The sequence below is a fragment of the Paraburkholderia sp. CNPSo 3281 genome, assembly GCF_024206515.1.
GTDB lineage: Bacteria > Pseudomonadota > Gammaproteobacteria > Burkholderiales > Burkholderiaceae > Paraburkholderia > Paraburkholderia nodosa.
This window is the reverse complement of record NZ_JAMBPS010000038.1, coordinates 18,923-38,703: the sequence shown is the minus strand read 5'-3', so window position 1 is coordinate 38,703 and position 19,781 is coordinate 18,923. Positions and strand designations below refer to the sequence as shown.

15 protein-coding genes are annotated in these 19,781 nt (G+C 63.8%); 8 read left to right on the top strand and 7 right to left on the bottom strand.

Translation table 11 applies throughout. The annotated features are described in order from the left end of the window. The first annotated feature begins 17 nt into the window (after positions 1-17). Both M3I56_RS28460 and M3I56_RS28455 read left to right on the top strand, forming a co-directional pair. A complete protein-coding gene (locus tag M3I56_RS28460; protein WP_254356802.1) occupies positions 18-1,196 on the top strand; it encodes a fumarylacetoacetate hydrolase family protein in 1,179 nt (392 codons plus the stop codon). A 23-nt stretch (positions 1,197-1,219) separates the two neighbouring features. After that, positions 1,220-2,662: an aldehyde dehydrogenase family protein gene (locus M3I56_RS28455; protein ID WP_254356801.1), complete on the top strand. Its 1,443-nt coding sequence runs from the start codon at positions 1,220-1,222 to the stop codon at positions 2,660-2,662. Positions 2,663-2,705: 43 nt separating this feature from the next. On the opposite strand, the gene M3I56_RS28450 is transcribed toward M3I56_RS28455, so the two are convergent. From M3I56_RS28450 to M3I56_RS28435, 4 genes are all read right to left on the bottom strand, one after another. Continuing rightward, a complete protein-coding gene (locus M3I56_RS28450) occupies positions 2,706-3,401 on the bottom strand; it encodes a phosphatase PAP2 family protein (protein ID WP_254356800.1) in 696 nt (231 codons plus the stop codon). Between the two features lie 335 nt (positions 3,402-3,736). Next, positions 3,737-4,852, bottom strand: a complete 1,116-nt coding sequence (locus M3I56_RS28445; protein ID WP_254356799.1) for a succinylglutamate desuccinylase/aspartoacylase family protein — start codon at positions 4,850-4,852, stop codon at positions 3,737-3,739. 96 nt (positions 4,853-4,948) lie between these two features. Further along, positions 4,949-5,725, bottom strand: a complete 777-nt coding sequence (locus M3I56_RS28440) for an ABC transporter substrate-binding protein (RefSeq protein WP_254356798.1) — start codon at positions 5,723-5,725, stop codon at positions 4,949-4,951. A gap of 354 nt (positions 5,726-6,079) precedes the next feature. After that, positions 6,080-6,376 (bottom strand): hypothetical protein, encoded by a 297-nt coding sequence (locus tag M3I56_RS28435; protein WP_254356797.1) that lies wholly within the window; start codon positions 6,374-6,376, stop codon positions 6,080-6,082. A 296-nt stretch (positions 6,377-6,672) separates the two neighbouring features. On the opposite strand from M3I56_RS28435, the gene M3I56_RS28430 reads away from it, so the two are divergent. Next, positions 6,673-8,595: an enterotoxin gene (locus M3I56_RS28430; protein WP_254356796.1), complete on the top strand. Its 1,923-nt coding sequence runs from the start codon at positions 6,673-6,675 to the stop codon at positions 8,593-8,595. Here the strand turns inward: M3I56_RS28430 and M3I56_RS28425 are convergent. Then, entirely contained in the window at positions 8,592-10,412 is a 1,821-nt protein-coding gene (locus tag M3I56_RS28425) for a beta-galactosidase (RefSeq protein WP_254356795.1), read from the bottom strand. The two genes, M3I56_RS28430 and M3I56_RS28425, sit on opposite strands and share 4 nt — an antisense overlap. 114 nt (positions 10,413-10,526) lie before the next feature. Here M3I56_RS28425 and M3I56_RS28420 point away from each other — a divergent pair, with 114 nt between their 5' ends. Beyond that, complete coding sequence (locus tag M3I56_RS28420) at positions 10,527-11,087, top strand: DUF308 domain-containing protein (protein ID WP_154677952.1); 561 nt, start codon at positions 10,527-10,529, stop codon at positions 11,085-11,087. A 130-nt stretch (positions 11,088-11,217) separates the two neighbouring features. Continuing rightward, positions 11,218-11,598, top strand: coding sequence for an SHOCT domain-containing protein (locus M3I56_RS28415; RefSeq protein ID WP_254343652.1), 381 nt, complete (start codon positions 11,218-11,220; stop codon positions 11,596-11,598). A gap of 88 nt (positions 11,599-11,686) precedes the next feature. On the opposite strand, the gene M3I56_RS28410 is transcribed toward M3I56_RS28415, so the two are convergent. Further along, positions 11,687-12,013, bottom strand: a complete 327-nt coding sequence (locus M3I56_RS28410; protein ID WP_028204323.1) for an RcnB family protein — start codon at positions 12,011-12,013, stop codon at positions 11,687-11,689. 452 nt (positions 12,014-12,465) lie between these two features. On the opposite strand from M3I56_RS28410, the gene M3I56_RS28405 reads away from it, so the two are divergent. From M3I56_RS28405 to M3I56_RS28395, 3 genes are read left to right on the top strand one after another with little or no spacing between them, the layout of a single operon-like run. Continuing rightward, complete coding sequence (locus tag M3I56_RS28405) at positions 12,466-13,629, top strand: efflux RND transporter periplasmic adaptor subunit (protein WP_254356794.1); 1,164 nt, start codon at positions 12,466-12,468, stop codon at positions 13,627-13,629. Positions 13,630-13,641: 12 nt separating this feature from the next. Continuing rightward, a complete protein-coding gene (locus M3I56_RS28400) occupies positions 13,642-16,830 on the top strand; it encodes a multidrug efflux RND transporter permease subunit (RefSeq protein WP_254356793.1) in 3,189 nt (1,062 codons plus the stop codon). After that, the gene (locus M3I56_RS28395) at positions 16,823-18,298 is read left to right on the top strand and encodes an efflux transporter outer membrane subunit (protein WP_254356792.1); all 1,476 of its coding nucleotides are present in this window, start codon (positions 16,823-16,825) and stop codon (positions 18,296-18,298) included. The genes M3I56_RS28400 and M3I56_RS28395 overlap by 8 nt, the downstream gene beginning before the upstream one ends. A 9-nt stretch (positions 18,299-18,307) precedes the next feature. On the opposite strand, the gene M3I56_RS28390 is transcribed toward M3I56_RS28395, so the two are convergent. Continuing rightward, a complete protein-coding gene (locus tag M3I56_RS28390) occupies positions 18,308-19,717 on the bottom strand; it encodes a diguanylate cyclase (RefSeq protein ID WP_375541808.1) in 1,410 nt (469 codons plus the stop codon). Positions 19,718-19,781: the final 64 nt, after the last annotated feature.

Here is a 19,781-nt window from a genome sequence, read left to right as displayed (position 1 = left end):
ACCAAACTGGACGCACCATGACCTCGAACACTCCCGCAAACTGGCTTCCCGGCGATGTCGGGCAGGCGCTGCTCGTTGGCCGCGTGTGGCGCAAGGCAGGCGAGCATGAAGGCCCCTCCATCGTGCTCGTGCGCAACGGCGAAGTCATCGATATCACGGGCAGCGCGCCGACCACCGCGGATCTGTTCGACCGCGAGGACCTCGCGCAATTTGCGCGCACGGTGAGCGGCGAATCGCTCGGCCCGGTGGAGCAACTGATCGAAGCGAATCTGCCCGGCGGCGGGGAGCCCGCGCTGCGTCTGCTCGCGCCTAATGATGTTCAGGCCATCAAGGCATGCGGCGTGACGTTCGCGGTGAGCCTGATCGAGCGCGTGATCGAGGAGCAGGCGGGTGGCGATCCCGCGAAAGCGCAGGAGGTTCGCGAAACCATCGCGGCCACGATCGGCACGGATCTCTCGAAGATCAAGCCGGGCTCGCAAGAAGCGATGAAGCTCAAGGCGGAACTCGAGCGGCGCGGCGCGTGGTCCCAGTACATGGAAGTGGGCATCGGGCCCGACGCGGAAGTGTTTTCGAAGTCGCAGCCCATGTCGGCGGTGGGCTTTGGCGCGGCTGTCGGCTTGCTGGCCGCTTCGGTCTGGAACAACCCCGAGCCGGAAATCGTGCTGGCCGTGAACAGCCGCGGCGAGATCGTCGGCGCGACGCTCGGCAACGACGTCAACCTGCGCGACATCGAAGGCCGCTCGGCGCTGCTGCTCGGCAAGTGCAAGGACAACAACGCCTCGTGCGCGATCGGGCCGTTCGTGCGCCTGTTCGACGAGTCGTTCAGCCTCGACACGGTGCGCAAGACGAGCGTCGCGCTGCGTGTGGAAGGCACGGACGATGACTTCGTACTGGAAGGCATCAGCCACATGAGCGAAATCAGCCGCGACCCGGCCGATCTCGTGACGCAGACGTGGGGCCCGCATCACCAGTATCCCGATGGCTTCATGCTCTTTCTCGGCACCATGTTCTCGCCGATCAAGGATCGCGACACGCAAGGCGGAGGCTTTACGCACCACCTGGGCGACAAGGTCACCATCTCCGCGCCGGAGCTCGGCGCGCTGGTCAACACCGTGCAATTGAGCACGGAACTCGCGCCGTGGACCTTCGGCGTACGCGCGCTCTATCGCAATCTGGCTGCGCGCGGATTGCTGTGAGCCACTGAATCGGGAAACGCGACATGAACCAGTTCGACAATTACATCGGCGGCCAGTGGGTGCGCGGCGCCACGGCATCCACCAACATCAATCCCTCCAATCTCGACGACGCGATCGGCGAGTTCGCGCAGGCAGACGACGCGCAGACGCGCGACGCCATCGCCGCCGCGCGCAAGGCCTTTGCGCAGTGGTCGCTCTCCACGCCGCAGCAACGCTTCGATTTGCTCGACCAGGTGGGCAGCGTCATTCTCGCGCGAAAGGCCGAGTTGGGCCGCCTGCTCGCGCGCGAAGAGGGCAAGACGCTGCCCGAGGCCATCGGCGAGGTGGGCCGCGCCGCGCAGATCTTCAAGTTCTTCGCCGGCGAGGCGCTGCGCCTTGGCGGCGAGATCGTGCCTTCGGTGCGGCCCGGCATGACCGTCGAGGTGACGCGCGAGCCGATCGGGGTGATCGGGCTCATTACGCCCTGGAACTTTCCGATCGCCATTCCCGCCTGGAAGATCGCGCCCGCGCTGGCCTATGGCAACACGGTCGTCATCAAGCCCGCCGACCTCGTGCCGGCCAGCACGTGGGAACTCGTGAAGATCATTGCGGAAGCGGGCGCGCCGGCCGGCGTCATCAACCTCGTGATGGGGCGCGGCTCGGTGGTGGGCGAGGCGATCGTCAGCTCTGCCGATGTCGATGCCGTGAGTTTCACGGGTTCGGTCGCGACGGGCCGCGCGATCGGCGCGAAGTGCTTTGCAACGGGCAAGAAGTTCCAGCTGGAGATGGGCGGCAAGAATCCCATGGTGGTGCTCGACGACGCCAATCTCGACGTCGCCGTGGAAGCCTGCATCAACGGCGCCTTCTTCTCGACGGGGCAGCGCTGCACGGCGTCGAGCCGCCTCATCGTGACCGAAGGCATTCACGACCGTTTCATCGAAGCGATGAAGACCCGCATGAAAGCGCTGAAGACGGGCGACGCGCTGGCGGACGGCACGCAAATCGGGCCGGTGGTGGACGACAAGCAGCTTCAGCAGGACGAGCGCTACATTGCGATTGCGCGTGAAGAGGGCGGCGAGGTGTACGGCGGCGAGCGCGTGGAAGGCGCCACGCGCGGCTATTTCCTTGCCCCCGCGCTGATCACCGGCACGACTGCGCAAATGCGCATCAACCGCGAAGAAGTGTTCGGCCCGGTGGCCTCGGTCATCAAGGTGAAGGACTATCACGAGGCGCTCGCCGTGGCGAACGACACGGAGTTCGGGTTGTCGGCCGGTATCTGCACGACTTCGCTCAGTTATGCCAACCACTTCCGCCGCCACGTTCAGGCCGGCATGGTCATGGTGAACACCGCAACGGCGGGCGTGGATTATCACGTTCCGTTCGGCGGCCGCAAGGGTTCGAGCTACGGCCCGCGCGAGCAAGGCAGCTATGCCCGCGAGTTCTACACCACGGTCAAGACGGCGTACGTCAATCCGGGCGCAGTGTGAAGCCGCGCGGGCGGCGTACCGAAGACGCCGGCCGCGCCGGTTTTCAGATCATTCCGTGCACCACGGAGTGGGCGAGCCTCAGCAGATCGTCGAATTGCGTGACCAGTTCGAAACACACGAGAAACGTGAATGCGGCAGCCGCCCCGGGAAAGCGCACCATCAGGCGCAGAGCGGGCTCGGCGGTCCGCTTCCTGACTGCATCGCGCGTCATCAGCCAGGTGATCACCACGCCGATGGCGCCGCCCGCGATCAAATCCGTGGGGTAGTGATAGCCCAGATACGCACGCGGCAAGCAGATGATTAGCACAACATATAACATCACCAGCGCGCCGACCACACGCCATACCAGCAAGATCCCCATTGCAATCGCCACCCACAGCATGGCGTGATCGCTCGGAAACGAACTGAAGTCGGTTAGCCCGGCCGCCCGCAGCGACGACGAGGCGAAATGCAGATGCAGATCGGGATTGAAAAGCGGCCGTTGCCGGAACGGCAGAAAACGCGCGAGGAGGCGTCCCACTGCGAGCGCGATCAGGCCGCTGGCCACCGTGGCGATCATCATCTCGCGCCGCCACTCGCGCCGCTCGCTCGGCTGGAACCAGATCCACCAGATGAGCGGGATGAGGAAATATCCCTTGAACGTATAGAGTCCCACCATCACCCGGATCGCGTGATTGAGCAGTGGCGGCAGATCGACTTGGGTGAGGGCTCCCAGAATGACGGTATCGAAGCTGTTCATTTATTGTGGGCCATTCCGCTGGTCCTGTTTACGAATGAGAAAGGCGGCCGGAAACGGAGGTCTCCGGCCGCCTTGGGGCCCGATGTTCCAGGCGCTAACAATCGTAAGTTTCAACTCAGCGCGCATAGGTAAAGAATCGAAAGCAAGTGTAAATAGCGCTTGCTCCCGCCCTCACTGCGCCGCAGCGGCAGGCATCGTCCTTTGCGCCGCGCCTGCCGGCCTGCTGTTACGCCCCGTCACACATCGTTTCGTTTCCAAACGAACTGTGCCGGAGAACGTGTCCGTTATCGGGCATGACCCCACATCATTTCGGGCGATTTGCCCGGTTTCATCGCCTAGTCGGGCAGCAGAGAGCCGCTGCGCAGCGGCGTGGCGCTTGCGACCCACGCGACTTCCATCCCCGCCGTGGCGAAGCGCGTGCGTTGGCGTGCGTACAGCATGCCGGTCACGGAGCTCATGATCGTGACGACGTGATCGGTCAGCGGATCGACCACATCGGCAATCGGCTGGCCCGGTTCGACTCTCACGCCAACCGGCGTGCGGAACACCAGCACGCCGGAGGCCGGCGCGATGAGCGCTTCGGTGCCCGCGAACGGTGTGGCCGCGTATTCGAGCGCAGGCAGCGGCGCGGGCGTGCCTTCGATCACACCACGATGCGTGAGGTAATTGATGATCGCGTTCGCGTCGCGTTCGGCGAAGTCGTAGCTCACGTCTGCCTGGCCGCGCAGCTCGATCGTCACCGAAACCGCGCCGTTGGGAATCGGAAAGCGGTCGCCGTAGCGCTCGCGCAACGCGGACCAGCAGAAGCTGTGAATTTCGTCGAAGGGGTTGCCGTCCGAATTGAGCGCGAAGAGCGAGGCTTTCGCTTCGAGATAGCGCGCGAGCGGCTCGACATCGGCCCACAGGTCGGGGTTGGTGTAGAGATGCATTGCGCCTTCGAAGTCGCAATGCAGGTCGAGCACGACATCGGCGTCATACGAAAGGCGCTGAAGCGCTAGACGCTGCGAGCCGAGTTCGGTGGTGGGCGCCTGTTCGTCAAGCGCCTCTCGCATCGCAGCGCGCACGGCGGCCACGTTCTGCTGCGCGTCGCCGCTCAGTCGAGGGCCGACACGCGGGAGCACGAGTTCGGCGAGATCGTGGAAGTGGCGGTTGAAGTTGGCCGCGGTGCCGCTTTCAAAACGGCCGAGCAGCTGACCGAGCAGGCGTTGATTGAGGCCGATGGGATTGGGCACGGGCACGACGACGACCTCGCCGCGCAGCTTGCCTGCGGCTTCGAGCGCGGCAAGGCGTTGGCGCAGCGCCCAGGCGACCAGCATGCCCGGCAGTTCGTCGGCATGCAGCGACGACTGGATATAGATCTTCTGTGCGCCGGTGGGGCCGTAGTGGAAGCTCGTGAGGTGCCGCGCGGTGCCGAGCGCCGGCGAGATGAGCGGATGGGTCTGGATCTGCATGATGGTGTGGGTGCGGGGAGAGGTTCCAGCGGCGAAAAGGGCAAAAGGCGCGGGAGTGCCCGCGCCTTTGTCGCTAATATCGTGCTCCGGTCAGGCTCAGGAACCGTACACGTCGAACGCAAAGTAGCGCGATTCGATCTTCTTGTACGTCCCGTCCTTGAGCATGTCCGCGAGCGCCTTGTCGATCTTCACCTTCAGGTCGGCGTCGTCCTTGCGCAAGCCGATGGCGGCGCCGTTGCCGAGGATGCCGCTGGGATCGCTCAGTTCGCCGTTCGTGAACGCGAAGCCTGCGCCGCGCGGAGTCTTCAGGAAGCTCAGGTCGGCCTGCACGGCGTCTTGCAGCGCGGCGTCGAGGCGGCCCGAGAGCAGGTCCGCATAGACCTGGTCCTGATCCTGGTAAGGCACGATCTTCACACCGTTCGGCGCCCAATTGGCTTTTGCGTAGGCTTCCTGGGTCGTTCCCTGCTCGACGCCGACCGTCTTGCCCTTCAACGAATCGGCCGTGGGCTGGAGGCTCGAGCCCTTCTTCGCGACGAGACGGCTAGGCGTGTGGAAGACCTTCGACGAGAATGCGATTTGCGCTTCGCGCTGCGGCGTCATCGACATCGAGGAGAGCACGGCGTCGAACTTCTTCGCCTTGAGCGCCGGAATCATGCCGTCGAATTCGCTTTCGACCCAAACGCACTTCGCGTTGATGCGCTTGCAGATTTCGTTGCCGACGTCGATGTCGAAGCCGACCAGCTTGCCGTCCGTGCTCTTCGATTCGAACGGCGGATAACTTGCATCCACGCCAAAGCGGACCGTGGTCCAGTCCTTCGCACAGACGGAGGTGGCGACGGCGAGCATCGCGATGCACAGGGCAAACTTCTTCATTGACGTGGAGTCTCCAGTATCTTTTTCGACGCCGCCACGACGGATGGCGGCATGGTCAACAGCGGGCTGTCACGTCAGCCGTGTTGTATAGACAAGATAACGGCTCTCACATAATGAGACAACTAGGGTTTTTGCTGGCGAAGGTGTAAACGCGCTGACATGTGAGCGTTGCACACGGAGAGGTGGGGCAGGAGGCAGGTGGAGTGCGCGTTGTAAGTACTTATTGGCTAGACAACTTTGAGGGGCTAGCCGAACAGGACGGTTGTCGCGGGGAGGGGCGCGGGACTTGCACTTGAAGGGAGGCAGGCGCGCGCATGAGGTTGCGCGCGCAACGATATAAGTCGCGGGCGCCGGTCAATCGTCGTCGCCGTGGTGATGTTCCCAGCCGCGATGACGGCCGTGGTCGTGCCCGTGGTGTTCGTCTTCGTCGTGGTCATAGCGGTAGTAGCCGTAAGCGGGGGCCGGCTCGTAGACCGCAGCGGGCGGCGCTGCATAAACGACAGGCGGCGGCGCCTCGTACACGGGCTCGGGCGCGGCATAGACCGGACCGGGAACGCCGAGATAGACGCCGATATCGGCATGGGCGGATGCCGCTGTGCTGACACACGTCCCTGCGAGTCCTGCGAGGAGATAAAACGTCAGGCGATTCATGATGATCTCTATTCCAGTCAACGGACGCGGTTGCGATGGAAGCGGATTCTAGTCGCTGAGCTTACGAACGGGATGCGCAGATTTGTCAATCGTGTAACCGCTGGTAAAGCTGCGCGAAAAATGTCGGGCTTAAGGTTCCCATAAGGGAATCGCGCGGCCCTCAATTGCCGTTTGCGTGGGGCCGCAGCTTTAGGGTCATTACACGTTTGTGCCGTTGCCATTACCCTATTGAGGTTGTTCGCGCCCGAGACAGGTTGCCCATGCGTGCCGACGATCGAATTTCTACGCAAGCCTGCATGCCCGAATTCCGGAAACAGGGCGATGTCTGCTCGTTCGGGAACGATGCCGTTGCATTGCGCTGGGCACTCGAGGATGAACACCTCACTCACTGCTCACTCGTCGATTGCGCTGGGGCACGCGTACTGCCCATCGTCGCGCCGTTTGCGTTGACTTTCGCGGACGGCACCACACTCGGCCCGGCCGGCATGCGCGTGCTTGCACCGTTACGGGAAGACGCGCTCGCGGCCAACCCCCACGCATCGCGCCTGGCCGAACGCGTCGCGGGCCGGCGCGTGAGCGTCACACTGGGCGACGCCCAGGGACGCCTCGCGACGCAATGGAGCGTAGAGCAGCGCGACGGCGCGCGATATCTGCGCATGCTGCTGAACGTGACGGCCCTGCGCCAGGCCGAAGCCATTGCCGTCGTTTCATTGCTGCAGGCGCGCGTTGTCGGCGCGCAGACCGGTAGCGAACGCAAGGGCACGCCGGTCGTCGCGGGCAACTTCTACCTGGGCTTCGAGTTGCCGCTCGCTACCAGCCACGTGGAAGCGGAGAGCGTCGGTTTTACGCTGCAACGCACGCTGCCGCTGCAAAAGAACCGGACGCTGACTTACTCCGCCGTGGCAGGCGTGGCGCGCGACGGTCAGTTGCGGCGCGATTTCGCCACCTGCCTCGAGCAGGAGCGCGCCCGCCCATATCGTCCGTGTCTGCACTACAACAGCTGGTGGGATATCGGTTACCTCACCCCTTATACGCAGGACCAGGCGCTGGAGCGTATCGAAACGATCGGCCGCGAATTGCATACCGCGCGCGGCGTGCAGATCGATTCGTTTCTGTTCGACGATGGCTGGGACGACCTTGGCGGCGGCTGGCATTTCAGCCAGGCGTTTGCTCATGGCTTCGTGCCGCTGCGCGAGGCGGCGGCACGCTATGGCGGCGCGCCCGGCGTCTGGCTGTCTCCCTGGGGCGGCTATTGCGCGCCGAAGGACGAACGCATCACGCATGGCTGCGCCGCGGGCTATGAAGTCATCGACAATGGCCTCGCGTTATCGGGGCCGCGCTATTACGAGCGCTTTCACGAAGTCGTGATGAGCCTGCTCGCGAAAGACGGGGTGAACCAGTTCAAGTTCGACGGGACGGGCAACGCGGACCGTGTATTTCCCGGCAGCCTTTTCGATAGCGACTGGGACGCGGCGATCCAGCTGATCGGCGACATTCGCGCGGCGAAACCGGAAACCTTCATCAATCTCTCGACCGGCACGCAGCCCTCGCCGTTCTGGCTGCGCTATGCCGACGCGATCTGGCGCGGCGGCAGCGACGACGGTCAGGCAGGCAGCGGCACGAGCCGCGAGCGCTGGATCACGTATCGCGACGCGCAGACGTACCGCAACGTCGTGCTGCGCAGCCCGCTCTTTCCGCTCAATTCCCTGATGCTGCACGGCATTATCCTGGCGCAGTGCAACCCACGCCTGAATACGCCGGCAGGCGATGCATTTGCGCACGAGGTGCGGTCCTTCTTCGCGAGCGGTACGCAATTGCAGGAGCTGTACATCACGCCTTCGCTGCTGGGCGAAGACGACTGGAACGTACTCGCGCAAGCGGCCCGATGGGCGCGCGCGAGCGTCGACGTGTTGCGCGACAGCCACTGGATCGGCGGCGCGCCCGACGAAGCGGCCATCTACGGCTGGGCCGCGTGGGCGCCGCACAAGGCAATCGTGACGTTGCGCAATCCGCACGATCAGGCGCAGCGCTTTGCGCTGGCGCTGCGGCATCAGCTGGAACTGCCGGCTGCGGCAGCGGGACGGTTTCATGCGCGGAGTCTCTGGCATGCAGGCACGACCGGCATTCCCGCAATACTGGACGCGGACGTGCCGTGCGAAATCCAGCTCGCGCCATTCGAAGTGCTCACGCTGGAACTGCTGCCGTCCGATGGAGGCTAATACAACGCATTCGCCAGATGCACCGGCTTCGTTTCGGTCTGGTGCAGGTCGAAGATCAGCACCTCGTTCTCGCCCTGCGTAAGCCACGACGCGGGGCAATACAAGCGCTGTTGCGGGCCGATGCTCCAGTAGCGCCCGAGATTGTGCCCATTGACCCAGACCACGCCCTTGGTCCAGTTGCCCATATCGAGCCAGGTGTCGCCGATTTCATCCAGAACCAGGCGCGCCTTGAAAAAGAGTCCAGGTTTCAGCGGATTCGTGCAGCGTGCCTGCAACCCGGCGATGTACGCCTCATCCATCGGCAGCAAAAAGACTTCCCATTCCTCGAGCGATGAAGCGGGCCCGTCGGCGTATTGCATTTTCACGGGCGCTAGCAGTCCTTTGCGGTCGACGATCGCCGGCCCGAAGTTGACGCGCCCCATGGCCTCTACCAGAATTTCCAGCGCGCCTGGCGCGCCGGCCACGGTGGTGGGCAACGCGAGCGGCGCGCGATGTGTCACACGTAACTGTTGCGCATAGCCGTGCGCAATACGCGCGCGCGAGACGCCGCCCGCGTAGCGCTCGCCGACAAAAACCGCCGCATAGTCATGAACGCCGCTGATATCCAGCGCACCAACCGGTTGCTCACGCAACGTTTTCCGATACAGCATGAAGCCGGATGTCTGGCCGTAGTGCTCGAACGGCTGCGGATCGACGCTCGACAAGGGCGCGGGCAGGTTGTCCCAGATCGAGGTGTAGAGCGTTGGCGTCAGGGTGTGGCCCGCGACGGTGGCGATGGCGTCGGGAATGTCCGGCAAAGGCTCGGCGAGATAGCGGGCGATGATGTCGCGATACTTCAGGTATTTCGCCGTGGCCGCCCCTTGCTCGTTGATCGGCGCGCCATAGTCGTAGCTCGTGATATCGGGTTGATAGTTGCCCGAGTCGTCCACATTCGCGCCGGCATAAAAGCCGAAGCTCGTGCCGCCATGAATGACATAGAGGTTGAACGACAAATGCGACTGCATGAATGCCGTCAGGATGGCGGAAAGATCGTAATGGTGTCCAGCGAATTCAGGCTCGCCCCAATGCGTCAGCCAGCCCGGGTAGACTTCGCCCGCCATCGCGGGCATGGCAGGAAACGCGCGCCGCACCGAGGCGATTTGTGCCGCGTTGCCGTTGCTCAACGCGATGGCGCCACCCGTCACCGTAGTGCGATTGCGTTCGAGTTGCGCGAGACCGTCCTCGGTGTAGAAGGGCCCCGTTATGCCGCCCCGCAGCCAAAGCTGCCTGAGTTCTTCGAGGTAAGCGGGATTGCTTGCGTACGAACCGAATTCATTCTCTATCTGGATCATCAGGATCGGCCCGCCTGCATCGATCATCAACGGCTTGATGCGCGGAACGAGTTCGCCGATGTAGCGCGTAACCGCGGCCATGTAACGGGCATCGGTGGCCGAGTCGGTGCGCAGCTGGATGTCCGGTTCGCTCAGCAAGTAAGCGGGAAGGCCTCCCAGGTCCCACTCGGCGCAAACATAGGGGCCCGGGCGCAGCAGCACCCAAAGCGCTTCTTGCTGACACAGGCGGATGAAGGCTTCGATATCGCGGTTGCCGCTTTCGAAGTCGAACACGCCCGGGCGTGTCTCGTGGTAGTTCCACATGATGTACAACGCGATGCAGTTCATGCCCATCGCCTTGGCCATGCAGATGCGATGCAGCCAGTACTCGCGCGGTATGCGCGCGGGATGCAACTCGCCGCTGCGGATCTGCAAGGGCTCGCCGTCGAGCAGGAAGTGCTCGCCGTTGGGGCTGAACGAGAAGGTGTGGCTGCGTTCGAGGTTCACAGTGCATTCGCGCCCTTGTATTTGCACACTCACGCACTATACTTCCACGGCTGATAGTAGAACGCTTAATTTCGCTTAAGCCTATAATTCGGCAAGAATACGCGCAAGTCAGATATGCCGAGCTATGTAACCGTATTGACGCAGTTACATTCGAATATGAAAAAGCGTTCTATTTTTCCGATTGCCAGCTCAACGCTTCTCATCGCGGCGGGAATTTTCTGCATCGTCTTGTCGCTCTCGACAAGGTCCTTGATTGGCACGCTTTTCATCGCAAGGATGCTGCTGTTCTGCGGCTTCGTGCATGCCTTGAGTCTCTTCACGACGAAAGACTGGAAACTCGCAGTCAGGCGCATTCCGCCAGTGATCGTGCCCATACTCATCGGCATTCTCATTCTGGTCAATGACAGCGCACGGGCGCGTGGGCTTACCGTGATGCTGATGATTTTCTTCGTGCTCGACGGCTTCTTCAAGATCATTGCGTCGGTCGGGCAGGACGTGAAGGTCAACAATATCGGCATCGTCAGCGCGGCGCTCTCGTTCCTGCTCGCCATTTTTCTGGCCGCTAATTTCCCGAGCGTGCCGTTACCCTTGCTCGGATTGTTCCTCGGGCTGGATCTCATTTCCATGGCCGTGGTGCCGTTTGCCGGCCGGGAGCGCAGGCGCGGCCTGATCTGACCTGACGAAAGCGCAGTCGGCGGCCGCGTCACGTCCGAGCATCACGTTTCGCGCGCACACGGTGTCGCCATCGATGCCCGTGTCAACTGCAGTTGCCGTTTTACACACGCAAAACCGACGGAGGCGATTCATGATCTTCGCAAATGGCTTTACGTTTTCGAACTTTATTATCGATGCGTTTTCGATATTCATGTTCATTCTGTGGTTCTGGCTGTTCATCACGATCACGAGTGACCTGTTCCGTCGAACCGACATATCGGGATTCATGAAGATCATCTGGGTGATCTTTCTGATTGTTTTGCCCTATATCGGCATATTCGCCTATGTCCTCACGCAGGGCAGAGACATGGCGCATCGCAACCAGGAGCGGGCACAGAAGGCGCGCGAAGAACTACGCCACATCGTGGGCTACAGTGTCGCGGACGAAATCGAGAAGCTCGACAAGCTGAGAACGACAGGCTCGATTACCGACGACGAGTACAAGCGCCTGCGCGCGCGGCTCGTCGATTGAGAAGGGCGGCAGGCATGGCAACCATCCATGCCTGAATCATGCAGCAATCGCGCGGGCTACGGCAACGTAGCCCGTCTCGTGATCTCAGTCATTCAGTACCGGGTACGATCTTCGAGATCTTCCAGTTGCTTCTCGTCACCAGCACGTAGTCGCCGTTCACGCCAAGCCATTGCTGGCCGCGCTTCGGTGCGTCCAGGTTATGCGACTTCCAGTCGTTCATCTGATAGTTGTAATGCCGGTACTTCGAGGGAACCTGTTGGCCCTCATGCCAGTCGCGATGCGGCATGGTCGGCATGACCTGCTGGCGACCTGTCCCCTGGCTTTGATCTCCACCGGATGTGCCTTGCGCAATTGCGGAAGAGGAGACACCGACGAGGAGCGCAGCGATGACTGAGAGGACGAGTTGGCTTTTCATGATTCGATCTCCTGAGGCAAGAAGATGATTGACGTCGCCATGACTTATGGCTTCTTCGGTTATAGAACATCCCGAAAGCCGTGATATCCAGCTGTGCGAACGTGCCCTTAAAAGCGTATGGGCAATGGCTGGAAAACGAAAGAATCAAGCGGTGTGAATAAGGGTGTGAAGCGTCTATCCATAGTAGTAAACGGAATTCCGACTTCAAGAAATTTACGAGTGATTGATTTTGTGGCGGTTTTGCGTAAATCCCGTGAATGCATGAAAGGGCTGGTTGTTAGATAACGATTGAAACGTTATGCGCTTCTCACGCGTTTCTGCGCTTGCGGACTGCGCACATCGGGGCCCGTAAATCGCAGTTTGAGTGAACATCGCAATGATCCGGTCGAGTACTGCGCGATGAGCCGTTCTGGGCGCGCGCGTACCGTCTCTATTTTTCGGTGGAGCCTCGCGTGCCAAACTGCGAACCCAGACGCTGTAGACCGTGGCTGATCGGCATTGCGGCAATGTTGCTGCTGGCGGGCAATGGATGCCGCGACCGGCAAGCCCAGGGCGGCGCAGCGCCACCGCCGCCGAGCGTGCTGGTCGAAACGGTTGCGGCGCAATCCATTCCCCGCGAGATCGAACTGCCGGGGCGTATCGAAGCGATCCGCTCGGCGGAGGTGCGCGCCCGCGTGGACGGGATCGTCGAGCGGCGGCTCTTCGAGGAGGGCACCGACGTGCGCGCCGGCGCGCCGCTCTTTCTCATCGATTCGCGTGACTACGAGGCCGCATTGCAGCAGGCCCAGGCGGCGCTGAACCGGGCCCGGGCCGTGCAGGGCAATGCGGCCTCCGAGGTCGCGCGCTTCAAGCCGCTGGTGGCGCGCCAGGTCGTGAGCGCCCAGGAATACGAGGCCGCGACGGCTGCCCTGCAGCAGGCCGACGCGAACGTTGCGGACGCACGCGCCGCGGTGACGCTCGCACAGCTTCGCCTCGATCGATGCACGGTTCGCGCGCCGATCGCGGGCCGTGTGGGGCGCGCGCTCGTCACCGAGGGCGCGCTGGTCAGTGCGGCCGGCGCGACCTTGCTCACGCAGGTCAATCAGCTCTCGCCCGTGAACGCCGTATTCACGCAATCGAATATTTCGTTGCTGGAAGTACGCAAACAGATCGCCTCAGGCACGCTCGCGGCGCCGCCCTCGGACCGCGCACAAGTGTGGCTCACGCTCGCGAACGGCGACGACTATAGCGAGCCGGGCGTGCTCGACTTCACCGATCTCGTCGTCGATCCTTCCACCGGGACGCAGGTGCTGCGCGCGCGCTTCAACAATGCGTCGCGCATTTTGTTGCCGGGGCAGTTCGTGCGCGGGCGCGTTGTGATCGGCACGATACCGAACGGCCTGGTCGTCCCCGCGCGCGCGGTGCAGTTCGACAACAACGGGGCGAACCTCTCGCTCGTTGCCGACGACGGCACCGTCGTGCGGCGCAATGTCGTGCTCGGCCCGCAGGAAGCGGGGCAATGGGTCGTGAAGGACGGGCTGGAGCCGGGTGAGCGCGTCATCGTCGACGGCTGGCAACGGGTGCAGCCGGGGCAGCGCGTGGACGCCCATCCCTTCGCCGCGCCGGGCCACTCCTGAGCGGCGCGCCTCATGAACCGATTCTTCGTCTACCGGCCAGTCTTCGCGTGGGTCGTTGCGCTCTTCGTCACGCTCTTTGGCGCCCTCGCGCTCATGCTGCTGCCGGTCGAGCAGTACCCCGACGTCGCGCCGCCCTCGCTCACGATATCGGCCGTCTACAGCGGCGCCGATGCGAACACGCTGGACCGCACGGTCACGTCGATCATCGAAGACGAAATGAACGGCGTCGAGAATTTCCTCTACATGTCGTCGCAGAGCCGCTCGAACGGCACGGCGCAGATCACGGTCACGCTCAGGCCCGGCACGAATCTCGACGTTGCGCTCTCGCAGGTCCAGGACCGCTTGAGCCGCGTCGAGCCGCGCCTGCCGCTGGAGGTGAGGCAGGTCGGCGTGAGCGTCACGAAAGCGTCGTCGGGCTTTTTGATGCTCGTTGCGCTGCAGTCCGCCGATGGTTCGATCCCGGCCGTCGAGCTGGGCAACTTTGCCGCCAATAACATCGTCAACGAATTGCGCCGCATTCCCGGCGTCGGCGACGCACAGCTGTTCGGTTCGTCGTATGCGATGCGGATCTGGATCGATCCGGAAAAACTCAGCAGCTTCGGCATTTCGGCTAACGAAGTGATGACTGCCATCCAGGAGCAGAACAGCCAGACTGCGGGCGGCAGCCTCGGCGACCAGCCCATTGCGCCGGGCGCCGAACTCAATGCGCAGATCGTCATGCGCGGCCGCTTTTCGACGCCCGAGCAGTTCCGCGAGGTGATCGTGCGTTCGAACCCGGATGGCTCGACGGTGCGCGTGGGCGACGTCGCTCGCGTGGAGCTTGGCAACGACAGCTATGGCTTTCGCTTTCGCGTGAACGGCAAGGAGTCCGCCGGGATCGCCATCCAGCTCGCGAGCGGCGCGAACGCGCTGGCCGTGGCGAGCGCCGTGCGGCAGCGTCTCACGCAACTGCAGCCGACTTTCCCGAAGGGCGTGGCGTGGGTCGTGCCGTTCGATACGACGCCGTTCATCACGACCTCGCTGAGCGGCGTGCTGCGCACGATGGTCGAGGCATTGGTACTCGTCACGGTCATCGTGTTTCTCTTTCTCCAGAAATGGCGCGCGACGCTCATTCCCACGCTGGTCGTCCCGATCGCGCTGATCGGCACGTGCGTCGGCATTTTTTTGTTCGGGCTCTCCATTAATCTGCTTTCGCTGTTCGCCATGGTCGTGGCGATCGGCATTCTCAACGACGACGCGATCGTGGTGGTGGAAAGCGTCGAGCGCGTGATCCAGGAAGAGGGCTTGAGTTCGCGGCGGGCGACCGTCAAGGCCGTCGGGCAGATTGCGGGCGCCGCCATTGCGAGCACACTCGTGCTCATTGCGGTGTTCGTCCCCATGGCGTTCTTTCCGGGCTCGACGGGCGCGATTTATCGCCAGTTCTCGGTCACGCTCACCGTCTCGATCTTTCTCTCGACCCTGCTCGCGCTGACGCTGGGCGTGGCCATGTCGGCAACGCTGCTGGGCAGCAGGACGAAGACCGGTGACGGCACCGGCAAGGCCGTCGCCACCCACTGGCCGGCCCGCATGCAGCGGCGCGTGTTCGATGGATTCAACCGCGGCATGGAGACCGCCACCGAGCGCTACGTGCTGGCCGTGCAGGCCATGCTGCGCAAGCCGGTGCGTTGGCTCCTCGTATTCGTCGTGGTGTGCGCGGCGACCGGGTTCCTCTTCACCCAGTTGCCGCGCGGCTTCATTCCGGGCGAGGACCAGGGACACATTTTCGTCGCATATACGGCGGCACCCGGCGCGACGGCGCAGCGCACGCAACAGGTCGTCGATCAGGTCGAGGCCTATCTGAGGCAGCAGCCGCAAGTGCGCAATATCGCGTCGGTCACGGGATTCAGTTTCTTCGGCCAGGGGCAGTCGGCGGCGATGTCGTTCGTCGACCTGAAGCCGTGGTCGGAGCGGCCGGGCGCGGCCAATTCGGCGGGGGCGCTGGTTGCGCGCGCGAACGCGGCGTTCCGCAATATTCCTCAAGCGCTCGTCTTCGCGCTCGATCCGCCGGCCATTCCCGCGCTCGGCAATGCGAGCGGCTTCACGATGAAGATACTCGATCGCAGCGGCGTGGGCGGCGCGGCGCTGCAGCAGGCGAGCGCGCGCATGCTGGCGGAGGCCGCGCGCAGCCCCTTGCTGGTGGGCGTGCGTCCCGACGGCTTGCCGCCCGCGCCGCAGCTCTACGTCGATATCGACCGCGTGAAGGCGCGGGCGCTGGGGCTGCAGATCGGTCAGGTGAACAGCGCGCTCGCGCTCGCATTCGGTTCGAACTACGTGAACGATTTCGTCTACGAGGGGAATGTGCTGCGCGTGCTCATGCAGGCCGACGCCGATCAGCGCATGCGGCCCGAGGATATCGGCGCGCTGCGGCTGCGCAACAACGTGGGCGAGATGGTGCCGTTCTCGGCGTTCACGCGCGTGCACTGGAGCGCGGGGCCGCAGCAGGTCGAACGCTACAACGGCTTTCCCTCGGCCACGATCTCGGGGCAGGCGGCGCCGGGCCGTTCGAGCGGCGCGGCGCTCGCTGAGATGGAGCGCATTGCGGACCACGTTCTTTCCGGCAACCTGACCTACGAATGGACCGGCACGGCGTTCGAGGAACAGCAGGCGGCCGGGCAGATCGGTGCGCTGCTGCTGCTTTCCCTCGTCGTGGTGTTTCTGCTGCTCGCCGCGCTCTACGAGAGCTGGGCGATTCCCATTGCCGTCCTGCTCATCATTCCGCTGGGCGTGCTGGGCGCGGTTCTCTTCACCATGGCGCGGCGTTTTTCCGCCGACATCTACTTCAACATCGGCCTCGTGACCATCATCGGCCTCGCGGCGAAAAACGCCATTCTGATCGTGGAATTCGCGATCAAGGAGGAGGCCGCGGGCAGCGATACGGTGAGCGCGGCCGTGAACGGCGCGCGCCAGCGCTTGCGGCCGATCCTGATGACGAGCGTGACCTTCGTGCTCGGCATGCTGCCGCTCGTGCTCGCCACGGGCGCGGGCGCGGCAGGCAGGCAGGCGGTGGGCACGGGCATCATGGGCAGCATGCTCACGGCCACGCTGTTCGGCATCTTCTTTACGCCCGTGTTCTATGTGGTGGCGCGCCGATGGTTGAGCCGCAAACGCTCGCACGACGATGACGAGGAAGACGCGCGGCCCGCGGGAGCGCACGATGTTTAAGACTGCCAGGTGGATGGCGATTGCGGCGTGCCTGACGCTCGCGGCGTGCAATTTCGCGCCGCGCTACCAGCAGCCGGAGTTGCCGATTGCGGGCACCTACGAGAGTGCGGATATCGCCACGCCGGGCGGCGAGCGTCTCGCTTCGGAACTAGCGTGGGAGACGTTCTTTCGCGACCCGGCGCTCAAGCAGCTGATCGCCATGGCGCTGGCGCATAACCGCGATCTGGCGGCATCGGTCGCGCGCATCGAGCAGGCTCAGGCGCTCTATCGCGTGCAGCGCTCCGCGCGGTTTCCGCAAGTGGCCGTGGGCGCGGACGCAACCCGCACCAAAACCCCGCTCAACACCATCGAGCCCGAGCTGCCCAACAACAACACGTCGATTCACTTCAACCAGTACAGCGTGCAGGTGGCCGTCACGTCGTTCGAACTCGACTTCTGGGGGCGCGTGGCCAACCTGAGCGAGTCGGCGCGGCGCAACTATCTGGCGACAATGGAGGCCAACGAAGCGTTCCGTCTTTCGCTCATCAGCAACGTGGCGGCGACCTACTACGCGATCCTCTCGGGCAACGAGGGCATCGACCTCGCGCAGCACACGCTGGAAACGCGCCAGTATGCGCTGGAGGTCGCGCGGCTGCGCCTCGAAGCGGGCGCGACCTCGCTCGTGGACTACGAGCAGGCGCGCATTCTCGTCACGCAGGCGCAGACGCAGCTTGCCGAGCTGCAAAGAACGACGGGCCAGCAGCGCGATCAGTTGGCTGTCCTGATCGGCGGTCCGCTGCCGGACGCCGCGGACATGACGCAGCGCCACGTGCTGGCCGATGCCGACCAGTTCGGCGCGCTCGACGCGGGTCTGCCTTCTTCGTTGCTCGCGCTGCGCCCCGATATTCGCTCGGCCGAGCAGTCGCTGCGAGCCGCCGACGCCGATATTGGCGCCGCGCGCGCCGACTATTTCCCGCGTATTTCGCTCACGGGCAATTTCGGCTATGTGTCGCCGGAGTTGAGCGACCTCTTCGTGCCTGGCAAGCAGGCATGGCTCATCTCCGGGTTCGTCACGTTGCCGATCTTCGACGCGGGGCGCCGCAGCGCGCAAGTGCGCCTGTCCGAAGCGCGTCAAACGGAACTCGTGGCGAACTACCAGAAGACCGTTCAGGTGGCGTTCCGCGAAGTCTCCGACGCGCTGATCGCGCGCCAGCGCCTGCAGGAGCAAATCGCGGCACAGGAGCGCGCGGTGGCCTCCGAGTCGCGCCTGGCCGAAGCGGCGGAACTGCGCTACGAGAACGGCATTTCCATCTATCTGGAAGTGGTCGATGCGAAGCGCAGCCTGTTCGCGGCACAACAGCAACTGATCCAGCTACGCGCGGCGGCGCTGCAAAACGGCGCGTCGCTCTATGTGGCGCTGGGAGGCGGGCAGGACGCGCCCGGGCCCGATCACGCGAGCGAGGCGTCTAACAGCGTTGCCAATCCCTAGCCGCGCGGGTCAGGCGCCGCACATCGCGACCCGGTTGCGGCCGCGCGCCTTCGCGTCGTACAGCGCCTGATCCGCCGCCTTGATGATCTGCGTGACATCGACATCCTGGTCCGGCGACCAGCTTGCGGAGCCAATGCTCGCCGTGACGCGCCCGTACTCGCTGCCCGCATGTTCGATCGCGAGTTCGCTGATCGCATTGCGGATCTTCTCCGCAATCGCACAGGCGCCTTCCAGCAGCGTATCGGGCAGCACGACGACGAACTCTTCGCCGCCATAGCGGGCGGCGGTGTCCGCGGGCCGGCGGATGTTTTCGCCGATGCAGCGCGCCACGGCGGCGAGCGCGTCGTCGCCGGCCTGATGGCCGTACTGGTCGTTGTAGGCCTTGAACCGGTCGATATCGACGAACAGCAGCGAGAACACGCTGCGCGCGCGCCTGGCGCGCCGCCACTCCTGTTCGAGGATTTCGCCGAGCGTGCGGCGGTTGTTCAGACCCGTGAGGCTGTCGGTGCGCGCGAGCAACTGCAGTTCGGACTCGGCGCGCATTCTGCGCCGCAACTGCGTGGCGAGCACGAACGAGAGGCCGACGAAGCCGAGGGCGAAAGTGCCCATGAGCGTACCGATGGTCAGCGCGCGCCGCCGCCACGCGGCGTAGATATCGGGTTCGGCTTCCGCCACCATGATGATGAGCGGCTGGCGCGGGAAATTGCGGAAAAAATACATCCGGCGTACGCCGTCTATCGACGACGTGTCCGAGAAACTGCCTTCGCTGGCAGTCAGAAAGCGGCGGAACGTACTCGCGTTGCGGATGTTGCGCCCCACCACGGCCGGATCGTAGGGCTGGCGCATGATCATGGTGCCGTCTTGCGCAATCAGCGAAATCGCACCGTGCGGCCCGAGTGAGAGCCCGGCAAACAGCTGGTGAAAGTACTCGAGGTTAATGGCGATCATGACGATGCCGCCGAACGACCCATCGGGGTGCGATAGCCTGCGGCTCAGCGCAATGCTGGGCGTGCCGTTGCGCAGGCGCGAGCGGTAGGGCGCACTGACGTAGAGGCCGGCATGGGGATTGTCGCGCTGAACCTCGAAGTAGTCGCGGTCGGCGAAATTGGCCTTGAGCGGCGTGCCGGTGGTTGAATTCATGACGACGTTGCCCGCTTCGTCGAGCACGAGCATCGAGCCCAGATATTGCGCGGTAATGGCGTGGTCGAACAGCAGCTGGCTGCGCAGATGCGCGGGCAACGCCATGACGTCGGGCTGGCCGATGCCGTCGACCACGGCTTGCAGCGAAAGCGCGTAGAGTTCGAAGTTGCGCTCGATGTCGCGTTCGGCAACGAGCGCGACGTTTCGCGAGTTCTCTTTGGCGCGCTCCAGGGCGTCGTAGCGGCTCTCGTAGAGCACCGTCGCGCAGAGCGTCGCCATGATGAAGGCGACCGCCAGGCTGCCATAGAAAATGGCGCGCGGCCCGGTGAGCCATCTGAGCAGG

Coding starts and splice junctions, on each gene's coding strand:
- M3I56_RS28460 (WP_254356802.1), top strand. CDS start 18: ATGACCTCGAACACTCCCGCAAACTGGCTTCCCGGCGATGTCGGGCAG.
- M3I56_RS28455 (WP_254356801.1), top strand. CDS start 1,220: ATGAACCAGTTCGACAATTACATCGGCGGCCAGTGGGTGCGCGGCGCC.
- M3I56_RS28450 (WP_254356800.1), bottom strand. CDS start 3,401: ATGAACAGCTTCGATACCGTCATTCTGGGAGCCCTCACCCAAGTCGAT.
- M3I56_RS28445 (WP_254356799.1), bottom strand. CDS start 4,852: ATGCAGATCCAGACCCATCCGCTCATCTCGCCGGCGCTCGGCACCGCG.
- M3I56_RS28440 (WP_254356798.1), bottom strand. CDS start 5,725: ATGAAGAAGTTTGCCCTGTGCATCGCGATGCTCGCCGTCGCCACCTCC.
- M3I56_RS28435 (WP_254356797.1), bottom strand. CDS start 6,376: ATGAATCGCCTGACGTTTTATCTCCTCGCAGGACTCGCAGGGACGTGT.
- M3I56_RS28430 (WP_254356796.1), top strand. CDS start 6,673: ATGCCCGAATTCCGGAAACAGGGCGATGTCTGCTCGTTCGGGAACGAT.
- M3I56_RS28420 (WP_154677952.1), top strand. CDS start 10,527: ATGCCGAGCTATGTAACCGTATTGACGCAGTTACATTCGAATATGAAA.
- M3I56_RS28415 (WP_254343652.1), top strand. CDS start 11,218: ATGATCTTCGCAAATGGCTTTACGTTTTCGAACTTTATTATCGATGCG.
- M3I56_RS28410 (WP_028204323.1), bottom strand. CDS start 12,013: ATGAAAAGCCAACTCGTCCTCTCAGTCATCGCTGCGCTCCTCGTCGGT.
- M3I56_RS28400 (WP_254356793.1), top strand. CDS start 13,642: ATGAACCGATTCTTCGTCTACCGGCCAGTCTTCGCGTGGGTCGTTGCG.
- M3I56_RS28395 (WP_254356792.1), top strand. CDS start 16,823: ATGTTTAAGACTGCCAGGTGGATGGCGATTGCGGCGTGCCTGACGCTC.
- M3I56_RS28390 (WP_375541808.1), bottom strand. CDS start 19,717: ATGGCGACGCTCTGCGCGACGGTGCTCTACGAGAGCCGCTACGACGCC.